The 15,770-nt window shown below is 67.5% G+C and carries 16 protein-coding genes and 2 tRNA genes; 12 read left to right on the top strand and 6 right to left on the bottom strand.

The window, feature by feature from the left end:
- Positions 1 to 14 precede the first annotated feature (14 nt).
- Together ABEA43_RS36795 and ABEA43_RS36790 are read right to left on the bottom strand one after the other, a co-directional pair.
- Entirely contained in the window at positions 15 to 593 is a 579-nt protein-coding gene (locus ABEA43_RS36795) for a hypothetical protein (protein WP_345569264.1), read from the bottom strand.
- A gap of 84 nt (positions 594 to 677) precedes the next feature.
- A tRNA-Gly gene (locus ABEA43_RS36790) sits at positions 678 to 751 on the bottom strand.
- Between the two features lie 89 nt (positions 752 to 840).
- On the opposite strand from ABEA43_RS36790, the gene ABEA43_RS36785 reads away from it, so the two are divergent.
- A tRNA-Pro gene (locus ABEA43_RS36785) sits at positions 841 to 917 on the top strand.
- Positions 918 to 960: 43 nt separating this feature from the next.
- On the opposite strand, the gene ABEA43_RS36780 is transcribed toward ABEA43_RS36785, so the two are convergent.
- Complete coding sequence (locus tag ABEA43_RS36780; protein ID WP_345569263.1) at positions 961 to 1,305, bottom strand: hypothetical protein; 345 nt, start codon at positions 1,303 to 1,305, stop codon at positions 961 to 963.
- 167 nt (positions 1,306 to 1,472) lie between these two features.
- Here ABEA43_RS36780 and ABEA43_RS36775 point away from each other — a divergent pair, with 167 nt between their 5' ends.
- The 5 genes from ABEA43_RS36775 to ABEA43_RS36755 all read left to right on the top strand — a co-directional run bounded on the left by ABEA43_RS36775 (position 1,473) and on the right by ABEA43_RS36755 (position 4,671).
- Entirely contained in the window at positions 1,473 to 2,174 is a 702-nt protein-coding gene (locus ABEA43_RS36775; RefSeq protein WP_345569261.1) for a hypothetical protein, read from the top strand.
- A gap of 164 nt (positions 2,175 to 2,338) precedes the next feature.
- Positions 2,339 to 2,758: a YciI family protein gene (locus ABEA43_RS36770; protein ID WP_345569260.1), complete on the top strand. Its 420-nt coding sequence runs from the start codon at positions 2,339 to 2,341 to the stop codon at positions 2,756 to 2,758.
- 162 nt (positions 2,759 to 2,920) lie between these two features.
- Entirely contained in the window at positions 2,921 to 3,343 is a 423-nt protein-coding gene (locus ABEA43_RS36765; RefSeq protein WP_345569259.1) for a DoxX family protein, read from the top strand.
- A gap of 52 nt (positions 3,344 to 3,395) precedes the next feature.
- Complete coding sequence (locus ABEA43_RS36760; protein WP_345569257.1) at positions 3,396 to 4,178, top strand: hypothetical protein; 783 nt, start codon at positions 3,396 to 3,398, stop codon at positions 4,176 to 4,178.
- Positions 4,171 to 4,671, top strand: a complete 501-nt coding sequence (locus ABEA43_RS36755) for a DinB family protein (RefSeq protein WP_345569255.1) — start codon at positions 4,171 to 4,173, stop codon at positions 4,669 to 4,671. The genes ABEA43_RS36760 and ABEA43_RS36755 overlap by 8 nt, the downstream gene beginning before the upstream one ends.
- Before the next feature lie 17 nt (positions 4,672 to 4,688).
- Here ABEA43_RS36755 and ABEA43_RS36750 read toward each other — a convergent pair whose 3' ends face one another.
- The 3 genes from ABEA43_RS36750 to ABEA43_RS36740 all read right to left on the bottom strand — a co-directional run bounded on the left by ABEA43_RS36750 (position 4,689) and on the right by ABEA43_RS36740 (position 6,901).
- Positions 4,689 to 5,639, bottom strand: a complete 951-nt coding sequence (locus tag ABEA43_RS36750; protein WP_345569253.1) for a VOC family protein — start codon at positions 5,637 to 5,639, stop codon at positions 4,689 to 4,691.
- Entirely contained in the window at positions 5,629 to 6,324 is a 696-nt protein-coding gene (locus ABEA43_RS36745) for a TetR/AcrR family transcriptional regulator (protein ID WP_345569250.1), read from the bottom strand. Before ABEA43_RS36745 ends, ABEA43_RS36750 begins: the two co-directional genes overlap by 11 nt.
- Positions 6,325 to 6,424: 100 nt before the next feature.
- On the bottom strand, positions 6,425 to 6,901 hold the full coding sequence (locus tag ABEA43_RS36740) for an ATP-binding protein (protein WP_345569248.1): 477 nt from the start codon (positions 6,899 to 6,901) through the stop codon (positions 6,425 to 6,427).
- A 242-nt stretch (positions 6,902 to 7,143) separates the two neighbouring features.
- Here ABEA43_RS36740 and ABEA43_RS36735 point away from each other — a divergent pair, with 242 nt between their 5' ends.
- From ABEA43_RS36735 to ABEA43_RS36710, 6 genes are all read left to right on the top strand, one after another.
- The gene (locus ABEA43_RS36735) at positions 7,144 to 8,010 is read left to right on the top strand and encodes a helix-turn-helix domain-containing protein (protein WP_345569246.1); all 867 of its coding nucleotides are present in this window, start codon (positions 7,144 to 7,146) and stop codon (positions 8,008 to 8,010) included.
- A 160-nt stretch (positions 8,011 to 8,170) separates the two neighbouring features.
- Complete coding sequence (gene tig / locus ABEA43_RS36730; RefSeq protein WP_345569245.1) at positions 8,171 to 9,565, top strand: trigger factor; 1,395 nt, start codon at positions 8,171 to 8,173, stop codon at positions 9,563 to 9,565.
- A 378-nt stretch (positions 9,566 to 9,943) separates the two neighbouring features.
- Complete coding sequence (locus tag ABEA43_RS36725) at positions 9,944 to 10,576, top strand: ClpP family protease (RefSeq protein WP_138691278.1); 633 nt, start codon at positions 9,944 to 9,946, stop codon at positions 10,574 to 10,576.
- 12 nt (positions 10,577 to 10,588) lie between these two features.
- The gene (locus ABEA43_RS36720) at positions 10,589 to 11,212 is read left to right on the top strand and encodes an ATP-dependent Clp protease proteolytic subunit (RefSeq protein WP_345569242.1); all 624 of its coding nucleotides are present in this window, start codon (positions 10,589 to 10,591) and stop codon (positions 11,210 to 11,212) included.
- A gap of 188 nt (positions 11,213 to 11,400) precedes the next feature.
- A complete protein-coding gene (gene clpX, locus ABEA43_RS36715; RefSeq protein WP_138718359.1) occupies positions 11,401 to 12,684 on the top strand; it encodes an ATP-dependent Clp protease ATP-binding subunit ClpX in 1,284 nt (427 codons plus the stop codon).
- 73 nt (positions 12,685 to 12,757) lie between these two features.
- Positions 12,758 to 15,331, top strand: coding sequence for a valine--tRNA ligase (locus ABEA43_RS36710; protein ID WP_425570413.1), 2,574 nt, complete (start codon positions 12,758 to 12,760; stop codon positions 15,329 to 15,331).
- The last annotated feature ends 439 nt before the right edge of the window (positions 15,332 to 15,770 follow it).

Genomic DNA, 15,770 nt, shown 5'->3' with positions numbered 1-15,770 from the left:
CGTGCCCCAGCCACTCAGCCGAGCCCTGCCACGAAGCCGGACATGGCAGCCGTCACATCCTTGAGTATCTGGACCGACCCGACCGCGTCGCCATGGATCTCGAGGCCGTGGTCGGCGTCGGGGATCTCGACGTACGGGTGATCCAGCGTCCGTACGACGTCACCGTCCCACGACCGGTCACCGGTGCCCCCGACCAGCAACGTGGGCGCCTCGCTGCGGCGCAGGCCCTCCAGCACACCGCCCAGGGCGATCAGCGGAGTCAGCCAGATCGCCGGCAGCCCGCGATCCGCCGCGAGGGGCGCGGCGAACGTACTGAGCGACTTACCGACCAGGAGCACCCGGCCGGCATCCTCGGCATCGAGGGCCTGCCGCGCCTGATCGACGACCCACTTCTCCCGGTCCTCGACAGACGGGCCGATCGGAGCGTCCCACCAGATCTCCTGCACGGACCAGCCATGCTGCACGAGCACCGCGCGCGCGAAGTGGAGGAGGGGACGGGCGGCCGTGTAGCCCTGGCCGGGCAGCAGCACCGCCACACGGCCCGGATCGCCCTCGTGCCGGGTGAAGGACCGGGGGATCTTCTCGGAAGCCATAACGCGCAGTGTAAATCGCCGGCGACGCCCTGAACATCGGGAAAGGCCAGGTGCCGAACCTCGGCGACCTGGCCTTTCGTCATCTGGAGCGGACGACGGGAATCGAACCCGCGTAGCTAGTTTGGAAGACTAGGGCTCTACCATTGAGCTACGTCCGCGCGAACCGGTCGAACTCTGGTCTAGACTTCATCCGGTCGTCAGGGCGTAAGCGTACCGGAGTCCCGGAGCGTATGCGCACTCGGCGAGACGGGGCGTGGCGCAGCTTGGCAGCGCGCTTGCTTTGGGAGCAAGAAGTCGCAGGTTCAAATCCTGTCGCCCCGACCAGCCAGAAGGCTCCTCCCGATCGGGAGGGGCCTTCTGAGTCTTCTCAGAGCCGCCGGAGATGCGATCGATCGCTACGGTCCCGGACCGGACGACGGCTCCGGTAACCGCTTCGGTCGTCGCCGGCTCTGGGCACGACGTCCGCCCTGCCCGCCAGCCGGTCGCCGAGCGGCCCGGATGTGCGTTTGGGCTGCTGCAGCACCGGGTCGTGGAATCTGTGGAGCGCCGGTCGGAGGCGGGCCAAGCGGTGGAAGGCAGCCAGCGCCTCCGGCAGGTCGCCCAGTTCGCCCGCCGTACTCTCCTCTTCCGGCTCCTCGGCAGGGAACCAGCCGAGGACGAAGGCTTCCAGAGCCCGGATCGGATCCGTTTCCACATGGTCGACCCAATCCACCCCTGGCACCGGCCCTGGCACCGGCCCGGGTGCCGGGACCGGTCGGACCGCATTCAGTTCGGCGCGTGCTTCGGCGTGGCATGAGGAGGCCGACAGGGTGTCCCAGCTGTCCCTCGACGAAGCGTCCAGCCCTTGCTGTCTCCGGTAGGGAACGGCAAGATCACGCCGTGACTGACTACAAGCAGGTGGCCGACACCTTAGGGAACACCACCTGGATCACCTGGTGTACGGGCGTCACCCTGGACGACGTCCTCGCCATCTACAGCGGAGGCCGGAACCTGGTGACGACCGCCACGTTTCGCGAGACCGACTTAGCCGCCCACTTCGGTGTCGAGGAGGGGATACCGTTCCTCTTCGCCGGTGCGCTCGGCCATGGCGTCGTCCTCTTGGAGCCAGGGCTGCCCTTCATGGAGACCGGTGCGCAGGCTCGCCTCTCTCAGGCAGGCGTGTGCCTGGACGTCGGCTGGAGTGACTTCGGTCCACCCTTCGTCACGTACCGGGAGAAGGGGCGCGTTGTAGTGAGCTTCGAGGGCACTGGGTGGGAGTACGACGCCACGCCCGACCAGGAGACGGTCGAGCACTGGATGAGCACCACCCCCAGCGGGTTGGAGGGGTGGCAGACCCGCTACCGCAAGGCGTCGCTGATGACGGCGGAGGCCATCATGGGCGCGCCCATGGATGAGCAGTGGCTGGCGCGAGAACACACCTGCATAGAGTTCAGAAGGGCTGACCCCAAGCCGGCTCCTCGACGCGCGGTGCGCCTGGGAGATCTGCTGAAACATGTTGCAGCGCCTGTCCCGGGCGAAGCACGGCCTGAAAATGCGGGCGAAGCTCCTGACAGCCCTGATGGCAGCGCCCCGCCTGCTTGACTACGTCGCCTGCGGTGGCCCGCTGCCGGAGAGCAATGCTCCAAGATTCGCGAGAAAAAGTGCGGCGTCATGTCGAATCCATCCCTTCCCGTTCGACGCATGGGTGAGCCAGGGTTGAATCGGTCAATGGGGCCGATCTCGGGCAGGCGCGAAGGAGCATCGCGATGAAGGTCATGGTTCTGGGCAAGGCGACGGAGCAGTCCGAGTCCGGAGAGTTCGGCACCGCCGAGGAGTTCGTGGCGATGGACCTGTTCAACGAGAAGCTCGTCGCGGCGGGCGTCGTGGTGGCCGGCGACGGGCTCCAGCCGTCCAGCAAGGGCAAGCGGGTCGCGTTCGACGCCGAAGGCAACGCCACGGTGATCGACGGCCCGTTCGCCGAGACGAAGGAGCTGATCGCCGGCTACTCGATCTGGGAGGTCGCCTCGATGGAGGAGGCCGTCGAGTGGGTCAAGCGCTCGCCGTTGCGCGGCAGCGAGGTCGAGCTCCGGAAGATCCTCGACGCCGATGACTTCGACGCCTCCTTCCCTGCCGAGATCGCGGAGGCCGAGAAGCGGATGCGCCCAGAGCACGCCGCCAAGGACTAGCGATCGACGTGGCCTGGCGGATCGAATCCGCCAGGCTGATCGGCCAGGGCTCACGTCGCTGGTGTAGGTAGGTACACCCCGGTCCGGCACCTGAGCCGATTCTCTCCGCCGATCTTCCCGCCTAGCGTCGGAAGCACGCAGCTCAAGGGAAGGCAGGAGATCATGACCAGGACAGCGCCGCGTTCCGACGGCAAGCCGGCGACCACCGCGGGACGCGTGCTCAACGTCGCCCTGTGGGTGCTCCAGGTCGCGGTGGCGGGGTTCTTTCTGATGTCGGCCATGGGCAAGTTCACCAACGCCGAGCCGGCGGCCTCGACGTTCGAGGCGATCGGGCTCGGCGACTGGTTCCGTTACCTGGTGGCGGTGCTGGAGGTGGCGGGGGCGGCGGCGCTGTTCGTGCCGCGGCTGGCGGGGACGGCGGGGCTGGCGCTCGCAGGCCTGATGGTCGGCGCGACGCTGACCGAGGTGTTCGTGTCGGGCGGAGGCGTGTTCCTGCCGCTGCTCCTGCTCGTGCTGTCCGCCGTGATCGCCTGGGGGCGCCGGGCGGGCACCGCGGCGCTGTGGGCCCGGCTCACCGGCCGGTGACGGCGGCCGTACCAAGAAACAGAACAGGCGAGGGGACGCCATGCTGGAGTGCGTGAAGCTCTTCGCAGACGACCCCATGTCGCGTCCGCTCACCTACCCAGGCCGCATCCCGGCCGCGTCCGGAGTCCTGCTCGACGACGCCTACGTACCGCTGCGCGCCACCGCGGGCAGGCCGCCGGAGGAGTGGCGGGCCGGGGAGGAGGCGCTGGGGAGCCTGCTGGCCCGCCTGGCCTGCCACCCGCTGGACGCACGCCACCTCGTCGTCGCCGTGGGCTCCAACGCCGCACCCAGCCAGATACGCAGGAAGTTCCTCGATCACGGCGTACGCCCCGTCGTCCCCATGACGCTCGCCGACGTCCGCGGCATCGCGCCCGGCGTCTCCGCCCACGTGAGCAGATGGGGCTACGTGCCGGCCGCGCCGCTGGAGACCCCCGGCGAGACCTCCAGCCTGTACGTGCTCTGGCTCGACGAAAGCCAGCTCGCCGCACTCGACCTCACCGAGCCCAACTACCACCGCAGGCCCCTGGATCACCCGGTCGCCATCGACGGCGAACGCCTCGCACCCGCGTTCGCCTATACGGGAAGGCACGGCCTCCTGGCCGACGCCGCCGGCCGCCCCTTGCGCCTGACACCTCAGCGAGCCCTGATCCAGTCCCTGCTCGACGAATCCCCCGCGTTGCGGCACCTGTGCGGCGACACCGCCGACGCGTTCGTCAGTAACGTCGTGAACGAGGAGGTACGCGCCGCGGTCTACCGCTTCTTCCAGGACGAACGCCGCGCGACCCATGGTCGGGAGCAGTCGCGGCAGGCGGATAAGGTCGAGCCTCGTGATTGACAGCCGCATCCCCCCACCCCTCATCGGCGACGAGCTGACCGTCCTGAACAACTGGCTCGAATGGCACCGTGGCACGCTCGCCGTCAAATGCGCGGGCCTGTCGGAGGCGCAACTGCGCGAGCGCTCCGCGCCACCCTCGAACCTGTCCCTGCTCGGCCTGGTCAGGCACATGGCCCACGTCGAACGCTCCTGGTTCCGCCGTGTGCTGAACGGCGAGGACATCCCCAAGCTCTGGGACAAGGACCGCGACAACGACGCCGACTTCAAGGAGACCGGCACCGCCTCCGCCGAAGAAGCCTTCGCGACCTGGCAGGACGAGATCGCTCGCGCCCGCGCCATCTCGGCGGCCAAGCCGCTGGACGCCGTCGGCGACCGCAACGGCCAGGACTGCTCCCACCGCTGGATCCTCATCCACATGATCGAGGAGTACGCCAGGCACAACGGTCACGCAGACCTGCTACGCGAGCGTATCGACGGCGTCACCGGCGAATAACGGTCCGTCCACCGCCGTCAGGCGATCTGGCGGAAGACGATGGCGACGCCGAACGCCGCCCGGCCGGGCACGAAGACCTCTCCCGAGGCCGTCTTGCCCACCGGGAGCCCGGCGTCCCGCAGGAGCCGCTCGGCCGCCGCGACGTCGCGTACCGCCACCGCGTAGGCCACGAAGCCCGGCAGCGCGGACGCCGCCTCGCCCGGCAGGAGCCCGTCCAGCGCCGACGCCGCCACCAGCGTGACCCTGGCGGGGCCCGCGAGCTCGAACGTCCGCGTCCCCGCCGCCCCGCGCCACGCCGCCCGTCCCAGATAGCTTTCGTAACGCCGCTCGGCGTCGTCCAGCTCGCCGTCGGCGACGCACAGCACGCACTCCACCAGCGCGACAGCGCCGTTGGGATGCTCGGGGACGTCTGGGGCGGCCTCGGGGGAGTTCGCGGCCAGGCCCACCCTGCCCTCCGGTACGAGCCCGGGCCCCGTCCCGTCGAGCTCCAGATAGCGGACCGGCTCCATCCGCACCCCGTCAGCCGTCTCCACCGGTCGTTGCGCGGCCTGCACGCCACCATGCCCGACCCCGTTCCCCTCCAGCCGGGCGGCGGCGCCCAGGATGTCGGGCGAGTCGAACATCAGGATGTGCACCCCCTCGAACCGCCGCAGGCAGGACTCCAGGTTGGCGGCCGTACCGCGGATGGCCTCCTTGAGACGGGGCAGCGCGCCCTCGGGCGCCCGCAGCGGCATCAGCCGGGCGTCGTCCGGCACCCGCCCTGAGCCCGCGACCGTGACCAGCTCGATGAAGTTGCCCGGGAAGTACGCGTGCGTGTTCCCGACCCCGAACGGCTCCGGCGGCTCGCCCAGCACCGGGTACGCGGGCCCGGGCAGGACGAACCCCAGCCGCCGATACAGCTCCAGCGCCCGCTCCATGTCGTGCACGAGGTGGCCCACGTGGTGCAGCCCGGTGATGTCATGATCCATCGTTGCCTCCGTAAGCGGCGTCGCTGAAGTCACGGGAGAGCTGCTCGAAGACCTCGATCACCCGTTCGGCGGCCGGCCCGCAGTCCGGCAACGGCTCGGGCTCGAACGTCCTGCGCAGCGTGTCGGCCAGATGCCCGGCCTTCTCCTCCAGCCCGAGCGTGAGGCCGGCGGGCAGCAGCGGATCGACCCCGAAGAAGCCGAACACGATCGTCGGCAGCGAATAGTCGAGGTCCTCAGGCCGCAGGCCGGGTCGCAGCAGGCCGTGCGCGGCCAGCACGCCCAGATATTCGCGCGAGGCCAGGAGCTTCGCGCCCTGCAGCGGCTGCCTGGCCGGGCTGGAGAGGAACTTGTCGAGCGTCTCCGCGTCCCGGGTGAACAGAGCGCGCAACACGGGCCGGCTCATTGCCTCCATGAAGAACCGGCGCATGTACCGGTGCAGGGCGATCTCGCCGGGATCGGCCCGCATGGCCGCCGCGATCGCGTCGATCATCGCGACCGCCTCCCGGGCGCCCACGGCGAAGAACAACTGCTCGCGCGTACGCCAGTGCAGGTAGACCGTGCCCTTGCCGACCGCGGCCCGCTTGGCGATCTCATCGATCGTCACCCGCCGGTATCCCCAGCGCAGCAACAGGTCCTTGGCCGCGTCGAGGATCCGGTCGGCCCGGCCGCTCTGATCATCCCGCACGAGCGCTCCTCCCATGACTGATGACTGGTGACCAAACTAGCATTCCAGTCATGAGCGCGCGCAAAGATGCCCTAAGGCAGGAAAAAGACGGGTGGAGCAGTCAGGATTCGGTGCGGAAGAGCGCCCAGACGGCCTTGCCGCCGCGGTCGAGCGGGTCCCAGCCCCAGCACTGGCTGTACGTTTCGACGATGTAAAGGCCGCGCCCGTTCTCCGAGATGAAGTCGGGCTCCTTGGGCCGCGGCACGTCGTCGCTGGGATCCGCCACCGCCAGCAGCACATGCGGGGCCACCCGCATCAGCAGCAGTTCGATCTCCCGGCGTCCCGCGTCGTACATCGCGTACCTGACCGCGTTCGTCACCAGCTCGGACACCACGAGCGCGGCGTCGTCGCTCAGCTCGTGCAACCCCCACCGCCGCAGCGTCGAGCGGGTCACGTCCCTGGCGGTCTTCACCGAGTCGGCCTGGAAAGGCAAGGGGCACGAGGTCGTGTACGGCTTCCCGCCCATGAGCAGGTGATCGAAGCCGACCTCGCGGGTGATCTGCAGGCAATCGGCAGTGGTCAGAGGATCCTCCACCATGCTGCCGATACCTCCCCGTTCAACCTTGGTTAGTGCATGTTTGGCCCAATATCCCACTATGCACTAGGCCATCATGGGTCACGATCCGCTGCTGCTGCAAGACCCAAATGCACGTGCAGTTGCATTGTGCAGCAGCAAGCGGCGTTTTGGTGCATAGGTATCCGAATCGGACACGAGGTTGAGACCTTGTCATACCCGGCAATGTGGTGTCACTGTGTGTGCGGACCTTGATAGGAGGCAAAGTGACGCAGAACCAGCCGGGTTCCGGGCCGACGGCGCTGCGCATCCTCCTGGGCTCCCAGCTGCGCAAGCTCAGGGAAGCGAAGAATGTCACTCGTGAGGAGGCGGGCCACCTCATCCGGGGCTCGGAATCCAAGATCAGCCGGATGGAACTCGGCCGAGTGGGGTTCAAAGAACGCGACGTGGCGGACCTGCTGACCCTGTACGGGGTCGTGGATCATCAGGCCCGCTCGGCCGTGCTCGACCTGGTGGCCACGGCCAACGAGCCTGGATGGTGGCACCGGTTCAACGACGTCCTGCCCACGTGGTTCCAGGCGTACGTCGGCCTTGAAGAGGCCGCCGCCAGGATCAGGACCTACGAGGTCCAGTTCGTGCCAGGACTGTTGCAGACCAAGGAGTATGCAAGGGCCGTGGTGACCGCCGGATCGGCGGGCATCGGGGCGGAGGAGATCGCCCGTAGGGTGGATCTCCGGCTGGAGCGCCAGCGGATGTTCGACAGACCGGACGGCCCGATCTTCTGGGCCGTTATCGACGAGGCCGCGTTGCGGCGGCCCATCGGCGGCACCGAGGTGATGCGAGCCCAGATCGAACACCTCATCGACTTGATGCGCCAGTCGAGCATCACGATCCAGATCATGCCGTTCAGCTTCGGCGGGCACCCGTCGGAGGGGGGAGCGTTCAGCATCCTCCGCTTCCCCGACGCCGACCTGCCCGACGTGGTGTACGTCGAGCAGCTCGCCAGTGCCCTCTACCTGGACAAGCGGGAGGACGTGGATCGGTACACCGAGGTGATGGAGCGGTTGTGCGCCGTGAGCACCACTCCGGATGAGACGATCGAGCTCCTGCGTACGATCGCGGACGAGTTCTGACGGCGGCGGCGTCGTTGTTGGGTACGCATCTGCCCTAGACTGGCCATCGGCGTTGGATCCCGCCGTGGCGGAGCATGCCCAACGCCGCACATGTGGGCGCGGCGCGTGAGCCGATGGACGCGCCCGCGATCACTCGTAGCTTGATCAAGGAGACCATTCCGTGAAGACCGCTGTCGAGGAGCTCAGCCCGACCCGGGTCAAGCTCACTGTCGAGGTGCCGTTCGACGAGCTGCGCCCGAGCATGGATGCGGCGTACAAGAAGGTCGCGCAGCAGGTGCGCGTCCCCGGGTTCCGGCCTGGCAAGGTTCCGGCCCGCATCATCGAGCAGCGCTTCGGCCGGGCGGTAGTGCTGGAGGAGACCCTCAACGACGCGGTGCCCAAGCTGTACGGCCAGGCCGTCGACGAGGTCGACGTGTTCCCGGTCAGCCAGCCGGACATCGAGGTCACGAGGATCGACGACGGTGAGCAGATCGAGTTCACCGCCGAGGTCGACATCCGGCCCAACTTCGAGGTGCCCGACTACGCGGGCGCCGAGGTCACGGTCGACTCCGCCGAGGTCTCCGACGAAGACGTGGACGGCCAGCTCGACGGGCTGCGCCAGCGCTTCGCGACGCTGACCGGCGTCGAGCGGGCCGCCGCCAACGGCGACTTCGTGATCATGGACCTGCGTGCCGAGATCAACGGCGAGAACATCGAGGAGCAGCAGGCCAGCGAGGTCTCCTACGAGGTCGGCGCCGGCTCCGTCCTGCAGGGCCTCGACACCGCGCTCGAAGGCATGTCCGCGGGCGACGAGAAGAGCTTCAAGACCGAGCTGGTCGGCGGCGAGAACGCCGGCGACGAGGCCGACGTCATCATCAGCGTCAAGGCGGTCAAGGAGAAGGTCCTCCCCGAGCTGGACGACGAGTTCGCCCAGCTCGCGAGCGAGTTCGACACGCTCGACGAGCTGAAGAACAGCATCCGCGAGCAGTCCCGCCGCAACAAGCTGATCGACCAGGTCGTGCAGGCCCGCGAGAACGCGCTCGACTCGCTGCTCGAGAAGATCGACATCCCGCTGCCGGAAAGCGCGCTCAAGGCCGAGGTCGACGCTCGCAAGCACAACCTCGACCACCAGATCGCCGAGAGCGGCCTGAGCCGCGACGCCTTCTTCCGTCTCTACCAGACGAGCGAGGAGGAGCGCTTCGCCGAGTTCGACAACGGCTCCGCCAAGGCGCTCAAGGTCGGCTTCGTGCTCGACAAGATCGTCAAGTCCGAGGAGCTGGGCGTCTCCGAGCAGGAGCTGACCAACTTCGTGGTCCGCCGCGCCATGGAGATGGGCGTACAGCCCAACGAGCTGGCCAAGCACCTCGCCGACAACGACCAGCTCACGCTGGCGATGGTCGAGATCGTCCGCGACAAGGCCAAGTCGGTGCTCGGTGACGCGGCCAAGGTCGTCGACAGCGAGGGCAACGACGTGGACCTCAAGGCGATCTACGCCGAGATCAACGGCGAAGAGGTCGTCGAGGAAGAGGCCCCGGCCGAGGACGAGGCTCCCGCCGAGGACAAGGCCCAGGCGTAACCTCCGCCCGAGCAACGGCCGAAGCCCCCTGACCACACCGGTCCGGGGGCTTCCGCCTTTCCAGGGACTTGGACGTCGCCGGCTCCGCGCGGGGCGCTCAGACGGCGTGTGGCGAGCCGGGAGACGGGGACGGCTCATCGGGTAGGGGCCCGCCCCCGCGAGGTCGCCACAGAGCGCCCTGATAGCCACACCGGACCTCGCGACGCTGCGGCGGCCTGCGCCGGCGATACCGGGCGAGGCGCCAGAAGCCGGGCGTCTTGCGCGCTTCCGTACCTGCGCCGTCAGCGAACAGTACGGGGACCGGGCATGACCTGTAGGTGGCGCGCGTTAAGGTCACAAGCAAAGCCAATCGATTACGACGCATCGGAAGGTGACGCTGTGACCAGCCCGCCGACCTTCTATCAGCCTGAGTCGCGAGGCCGTGAGAACGGCTCGTCCTTCCGGCTTGAGGACCAGCTTTACCAGCGCCTGCTCCGGGAGCGGATCATCGTGCTCGGGCAGGAGGTCAACGACGAGATCGCCAACCGGATCTGCGCCGAGCTCCTGTTGCTCGCGGCCGACGACCCCGACCGTGACATCACGCTCTACATCAACTCGCCGGGTGGCTCGGTGAGTGCCGGCATGGCCATCTACGACATGATGGAATACGTTCCTAACGACGTTTCCACGGTCGTGATGGGGATGGCGGCCTCGATGGGCCAGTTCTTGCTGTCCGCCGGTGCGGCGGGCAAGCGCTACGGCCTGCCGCACGCCCGCGTCATGATGCATCAGCCGTCCGGCGGCATCGGTGGCACCGCCGCCGACATCGCCATCCAGGCCGAGCAGATGCTCTATGTGAAAAAGACGCTGGCCGAGCGGATCGCCTTCCACACGGGGCAGCCGCTTGATCAGATCGAGGCAGATTCCGACCGCGACCGCTGGTTCACCGCCGAAGAGGCCAAGGACTACGGCTTCATCGACCACGTCGTGCGCAGCGCACGGCAGGTGCCCACGCAGGGCCCGGTCTCCTAGGGGGAGCTGACCATGAACATCGAAAGCCGTTACGTTCTCCCCTCCTTCGTCGAGCGCACGTCATATGGCGTGAAGGAGATGAACCCGTACAACAAGCTCTTCGAGGACCGCATCATCTTCCTCGGAGTGCAGATCGACGACGCGTCGGCCAACGACGTGATGGCCCAGCTGCTGACGCTGGAGTCGCTCGACCCCGACCGTGACATCAGCATCTACATCAACTCGCCCGGCGGTTCCTTCACCGCCATGACGGCGATTTACGACACGATGCAGTTCGTCCGGCCGGAGATCCAGACCGTCTGCCTCGGCCAGGCCGCTTCGGCCGCGGCCGTGTTGCTGGCCGGCGGCACCCCGGGCAAGCGGTTCGCGCTGCCCAACGCCCGGGTGCTGATCCACCAGCCGTCCACCGAGGGTGGCGGCCAGGGCAGCGACATCGAGATCCAGGCCCGTGAGATCCTGCGCATGCGCTCTCTGCTCGAGGAGATCGTGGCGAAGCACTCGGGCAAGCCCTCTGCTGAAGTCCGCAAGGACATCGAACGCGACAAAATTCTCAACGCGGACGAGGCGAAGGCGTATGGTCTGATCGATGACATCATCCCGTCCAGGAAGAAACGAGCTCAGGCCGTAGCTTCCTAGACGAGAGGTGACGCACCGGAGCGCTGCCCAATAGGGCACGTTCCGGTGCGACTCGCCGCTAGGGGGCTCACTGAGGGCCCAGAAGACGGTAACGTCGAAACCTGAGCGGTTCGGCCTAGTCCGGAGGATGTCCGGAGACACTGCTCGCGAGAGCAAGCAGGGCGGTCCCACGCAAAGGAGTATCTGGGGTGGCACGCATCGGCGACGGGGGAGACCTGCTGAAGTGCTCTTTCTGCGGAAAGAGTCAGAAGCAAGTCAAAAAGCTCATTGCCGGTCCAGGCGTCTACATCTGCGATGAGTGCATCGATCTCTGCAACGAGATCATCGAGGAGGAGCTTTCCGAGTCCTCCGAGCTCAAGTGGGACAACCTGCCCAAGCCGAGGGAGATCTACGAGTTCCTCGACGCCTATGTCATCGGTCAGGACAAGGCGAAGAAGGCGCTCTCGGTGGCGGTCTACAACCACTACAAGCGGGTGCAGTCCGGAGACCGGGGCAGAGACGACGGCCTTGAGCTGGCCAAGAGCAACATCTTGTTGCTCGGGCCCACCGGCTCGGGTAAGACGCTGCTGGCGCAGACCCTGGCGAAGATGCTCAACGTTCCCTTCGCCATCGCCGACGCCACCGCGCTGACCGAGGCGGGATACGTGGGCGAGGATGTGGAGAACATCCTCCTCAAGCTCATCCAGGCCGCCGACTACGACGTCAAGAAGGCCGAGACCGGCATCATCTACATCGACGAGGTCGACAAGATCGCTCGCAAGAGCGAAAACCCGTCGATCACGCGCGACGTCTCGGGTGAGGGCGTGCAGCAGGCGCTGCTCAAGATACTGGAGGGCACCACGGCCAGCGTGCCCCCGCAGGGCGGCCGCAAGCACCCGCACCAGGAGTTCATCCAGATCGACACGACCAACGTGCTGTTCATCTGCGGCGGCGCGTTCGCGGGTCTGGAAAAGATCATCGAGTCCCGCATCGGCAAGAAGGGCATCGGCTTCAACGCCATCATCCGGTCGAAGGAAGAGGTCGACATGGCCGACATCTTCGCCGACGTGATGCCCGAAGACCTGCTGAAGTTCGGCATGATCCCCGAGTTCGTCGGCCGCCTGCCGGTCATCACCTCGGTGCACAACCTCGACCGCGAGGCGCTCATCCAGATCCTCACCGAGCCCCGCAACGCGCTGGTCAAGCAATACCGCAAGCTGCTCGAGCTCGACGGCGTGGAGCTGGAGTTCACCGACGGCGCCCTTGAGGCCATCGCCGACCAGGCGATCCTGCGCGGCACCGGCGCCCGCGGCCTGCGCGCGATCCTGGAGGAGGTGCTCCAGTCCGTCATGTACGAAGTGCCCTCCAGGCAGGACGTCGCCCGCGTGGTCATCACCCGTGAGTCGGTGCTTGAGCATGCGATCCCGACGCTCGTCCCGCGCGACCAGCTCGCCGCCAAGCAGCAGCGCACACCTCGCGAAAAGTCGGCCTGAGCCGCCTTTCCGCACCCCGAGCGCCCCGTGGTCACGAAACCATGGGGCGTTTCGCTTGTCCGCCTCCCTAGAATTGGTCACTGTGACAACGCCAGAGCTGCCCACCCAATACACACCGGCCGACGTCGAGACCCGTAGCTATGAGCGCTGGGTATCCGAAGGCTACTTCTCCGCCGATCCGGGCAGCTCGCGCGAGCCGTACAGCATCGTCCTCCCACCGCCCAACGTGACGGGCGTCCTGCACATCGGGCACGCGCTCGATCACTCCATCCAGGACGCGCTGACGCGCCGCGCCCGCATGCAGGGGCGCGAGACTCTCTGGCTGCCCGGCATGGACCACGCCGGCATCGCCACCCAGAACGTCGTCGAGCGCGAGCTGGCCAAGCAGTCCCTGTCGCGGCACGACCTGGGGCGTGAGGCGTTCGTCGAGCGCGTCTGGGAGTGGAAGGAGGAGTCCGGCGGCCGGATCCTCGGCCAGATGCGCAAGCTCGGCGACGGGGTCGACTGGTCGCGCGAGCGGTTCACGATGGACACCGGCCTCTCGCGGGCCGTGCAGACCATCTTCAAGAAGCTGTTCGACGACGGGCTGATCTACCGCGCCGAGCGGATCATCAACTGGTGTCCGCGCTGCCTCACCGCGCTGTCCGACATCGAGGTCGAGCACAGCGAGGACGAGGGCGAGCTGGTCTCGATCCGCTACTCCGACGAGATCGTGGTGGCCACCACCCGGGCCGAGACCATGCTCGGCGACACCGCCGTGGCCGTTCACCCGTCCGACGAACGCTACGCCCACCTGATCGGCACTCTGGTCGAGGTGCCGCTCACCGGCCGCATGATCCCGGTGGTCGCCGACGAGCACGTCGATCCGTCGTTCGGCACGGGCGCGGTCAAGGTGACGCCGGCCCACGACCCCAACGACTTCGAGATCGGGCGCCGCCACTCGCTGCCCTCGCTGACGGTCATGGACGAGCGCGGCGTGATCACCGCGCACGGCCCGTTCGAGGGGCTCGACCGCTTCGAGGCCCGTCCCGCCGTCGTGGCCGCGCTGCGCGCCGAGGGCAGGATCGTCGCCGAGAAGCGGCCCTACGTGCACTCGGTCGGTCACTGCTCGCGCTGCAAGACCGTGGTCGAGCCGCGGCTTTCGCTGCAGTGGTTCGTCAACGTGGCGCCACTGGCCAAGGCCGCGGGCGACGCCGTTCGCGACGGGCGCACCCGCATCCACCCGCCGGAGCTGGCCAAGCGCTACTTCGACTGGGTCGACGACATGCACGACTGGTGCATCTCCCGCCAGCTCTGGTGGGGCCACCGCATCCCGGTCTGGTACGGCCCGGGCGGCGAAGTCGTCTGCGTGGGCCCCGACGAGGAGCCGCCCGCCGGCTACACGCAGGACCCCGACGTCCTGGACACCTGGTTCTCCTCGGGGCTGTGGCCGTTCTCGACGATGGGCTGGCCGGACGCGACGCCGGAGCTGGCGCGCTTCTACCCCACCTCCGTGCTGGTCACCGGATACGACATCCTGTTCTTCTGGGTGGCCAGGATGATGATGTTCGGCCTGTACGCCATGGACGGCGAGCCGCCGTTCCGCGTCGTCGCCCTGCACGGCATGGTCCGCGACCAGTACGGCAAGAAGATGTCGAAGTCGTTCGGCAACGTGGTCGATCCGCTCGACTGGATCGACCGCTTCGGCGCCGACGCCACCCGCTTCACCCTGCTGCGCGGCGCCAATCCCGGCGCGGACGTTGCGGTGAGCGAGGAGTGGGCGGCCGGATCCCGCAACTTCTGCAACAAGATCTGGAACGCCACCCGGTTCGCCCTGATGAACGGCGCGGCCGTGGGCTCGCTCGAAGGGGCTGAGCTGACGGCGGCCGATCGGTGGATCCTGTCGCGCCTGCAGAGCGTGGTGGGGGCGGCCGACGCGGCTTTCGAGGAGTTCGAGTTCGCCAAGGCGGCCGATCTGCTCTACCACTTCGCGTGGGACGAGGTCTGCGACTGGTATCTGGAGCTGGCCAAGATCCAGCTCGGCGAAGGGCTGGAGCACACCAGGCTGGTGCTCGGCCACGTCCTGGACGCGCTGCTGCGGCTGCTGCATCCGCTGGTGCCGTTCGTGACCGAGGAGCTGTGGCGGGCCGTCACCGGTGGTGAGTCGATCGTCGTGGCGCCCTGGCCGGTGGCCGAGGCCCGCTACACGGACGCGGCCGCCGAGGCGGAGATCGACGCGCTCCAGGAGCTGGTGACGGAGGTCCGCCGGTTCCGGTCGGATCAGGGGCTCAAGCCGGGCCAGAAGGTGGCCGCCAGGCTGGGGCTCACCGGCACGCTCCTGGCCGGCCAGGAGGCGGCGATCCGGTCGTTGCTGCGCCTGACGGAGCCGCCGGAGACGTTCGACGCCACAGCCCGCTTCACCGTGGGCGAGGTGAGCATCGAGATCGACACGGCCGGCGCGATCGACGTCGTGGCCGAGCGCAAGCGGCTGGAGAAGGACCTGGCGGTGGCGCGCAAGGAGGCCGCTCAGGTGGCGGCCAAGCTGGGCAACGAGCAGTTCATGGCCAAGGCGCCGGACGACGTCGTCGCCAAGGTCAGAGGCCGGGCCGAGCAGGCCGCCGCGGACATCGCGCGGCTGGAGACACAGCTCGCCGGGCTCGGTGTTTGAAAGGTACGCACGCGGGGAAGGTCCATTCGTTACCTAAGACTGGACCTTCGACCCCGTCGGGGCTGCTACAGTTTTCAACGCAGGGCAGTTAGCCCTGACACCCCTCTGATGGATCCCGATTCTCGGGCTGCGCCGACCATGCGGTTGGACAAGGGCCGAAAGTTGGAGTAAGTTAGCAGGGTTGCCTCGAAGAGGGGCAAGTCCGGAAGCTCCCGGATCGGGCGGTTTGACAAGGATCGTCCAGATCTAGTAGACTGAAGGAAATGAAATGTGCGCCTCACTGCTAGGGTCCTAGTCGGATTCTAGTGGAGATGTACGCGTCCGTTTCTTGAGAACTCAACAGTGTGTTAAAAGCCAGTGCATGAAATACCATGCATAACCCCGTCGAAACGGTTTCGGCTGTTTTGATGGATTCCTTTTTGGTTGGGATACAACCACT

The sequence above is a fragment of the Nonomuraea rosea genome (assembly GCF_039539705.1).
Lineage (GTDB): Bacteria > Actinomycetota > Actinomycetes > Streptosporangiales > Streptosporangiaceae > Nonomuraea > Nonomuraea rosea.
This window is presented reverse-complemented; position numbering and strand designations above follow the sequence as displayed.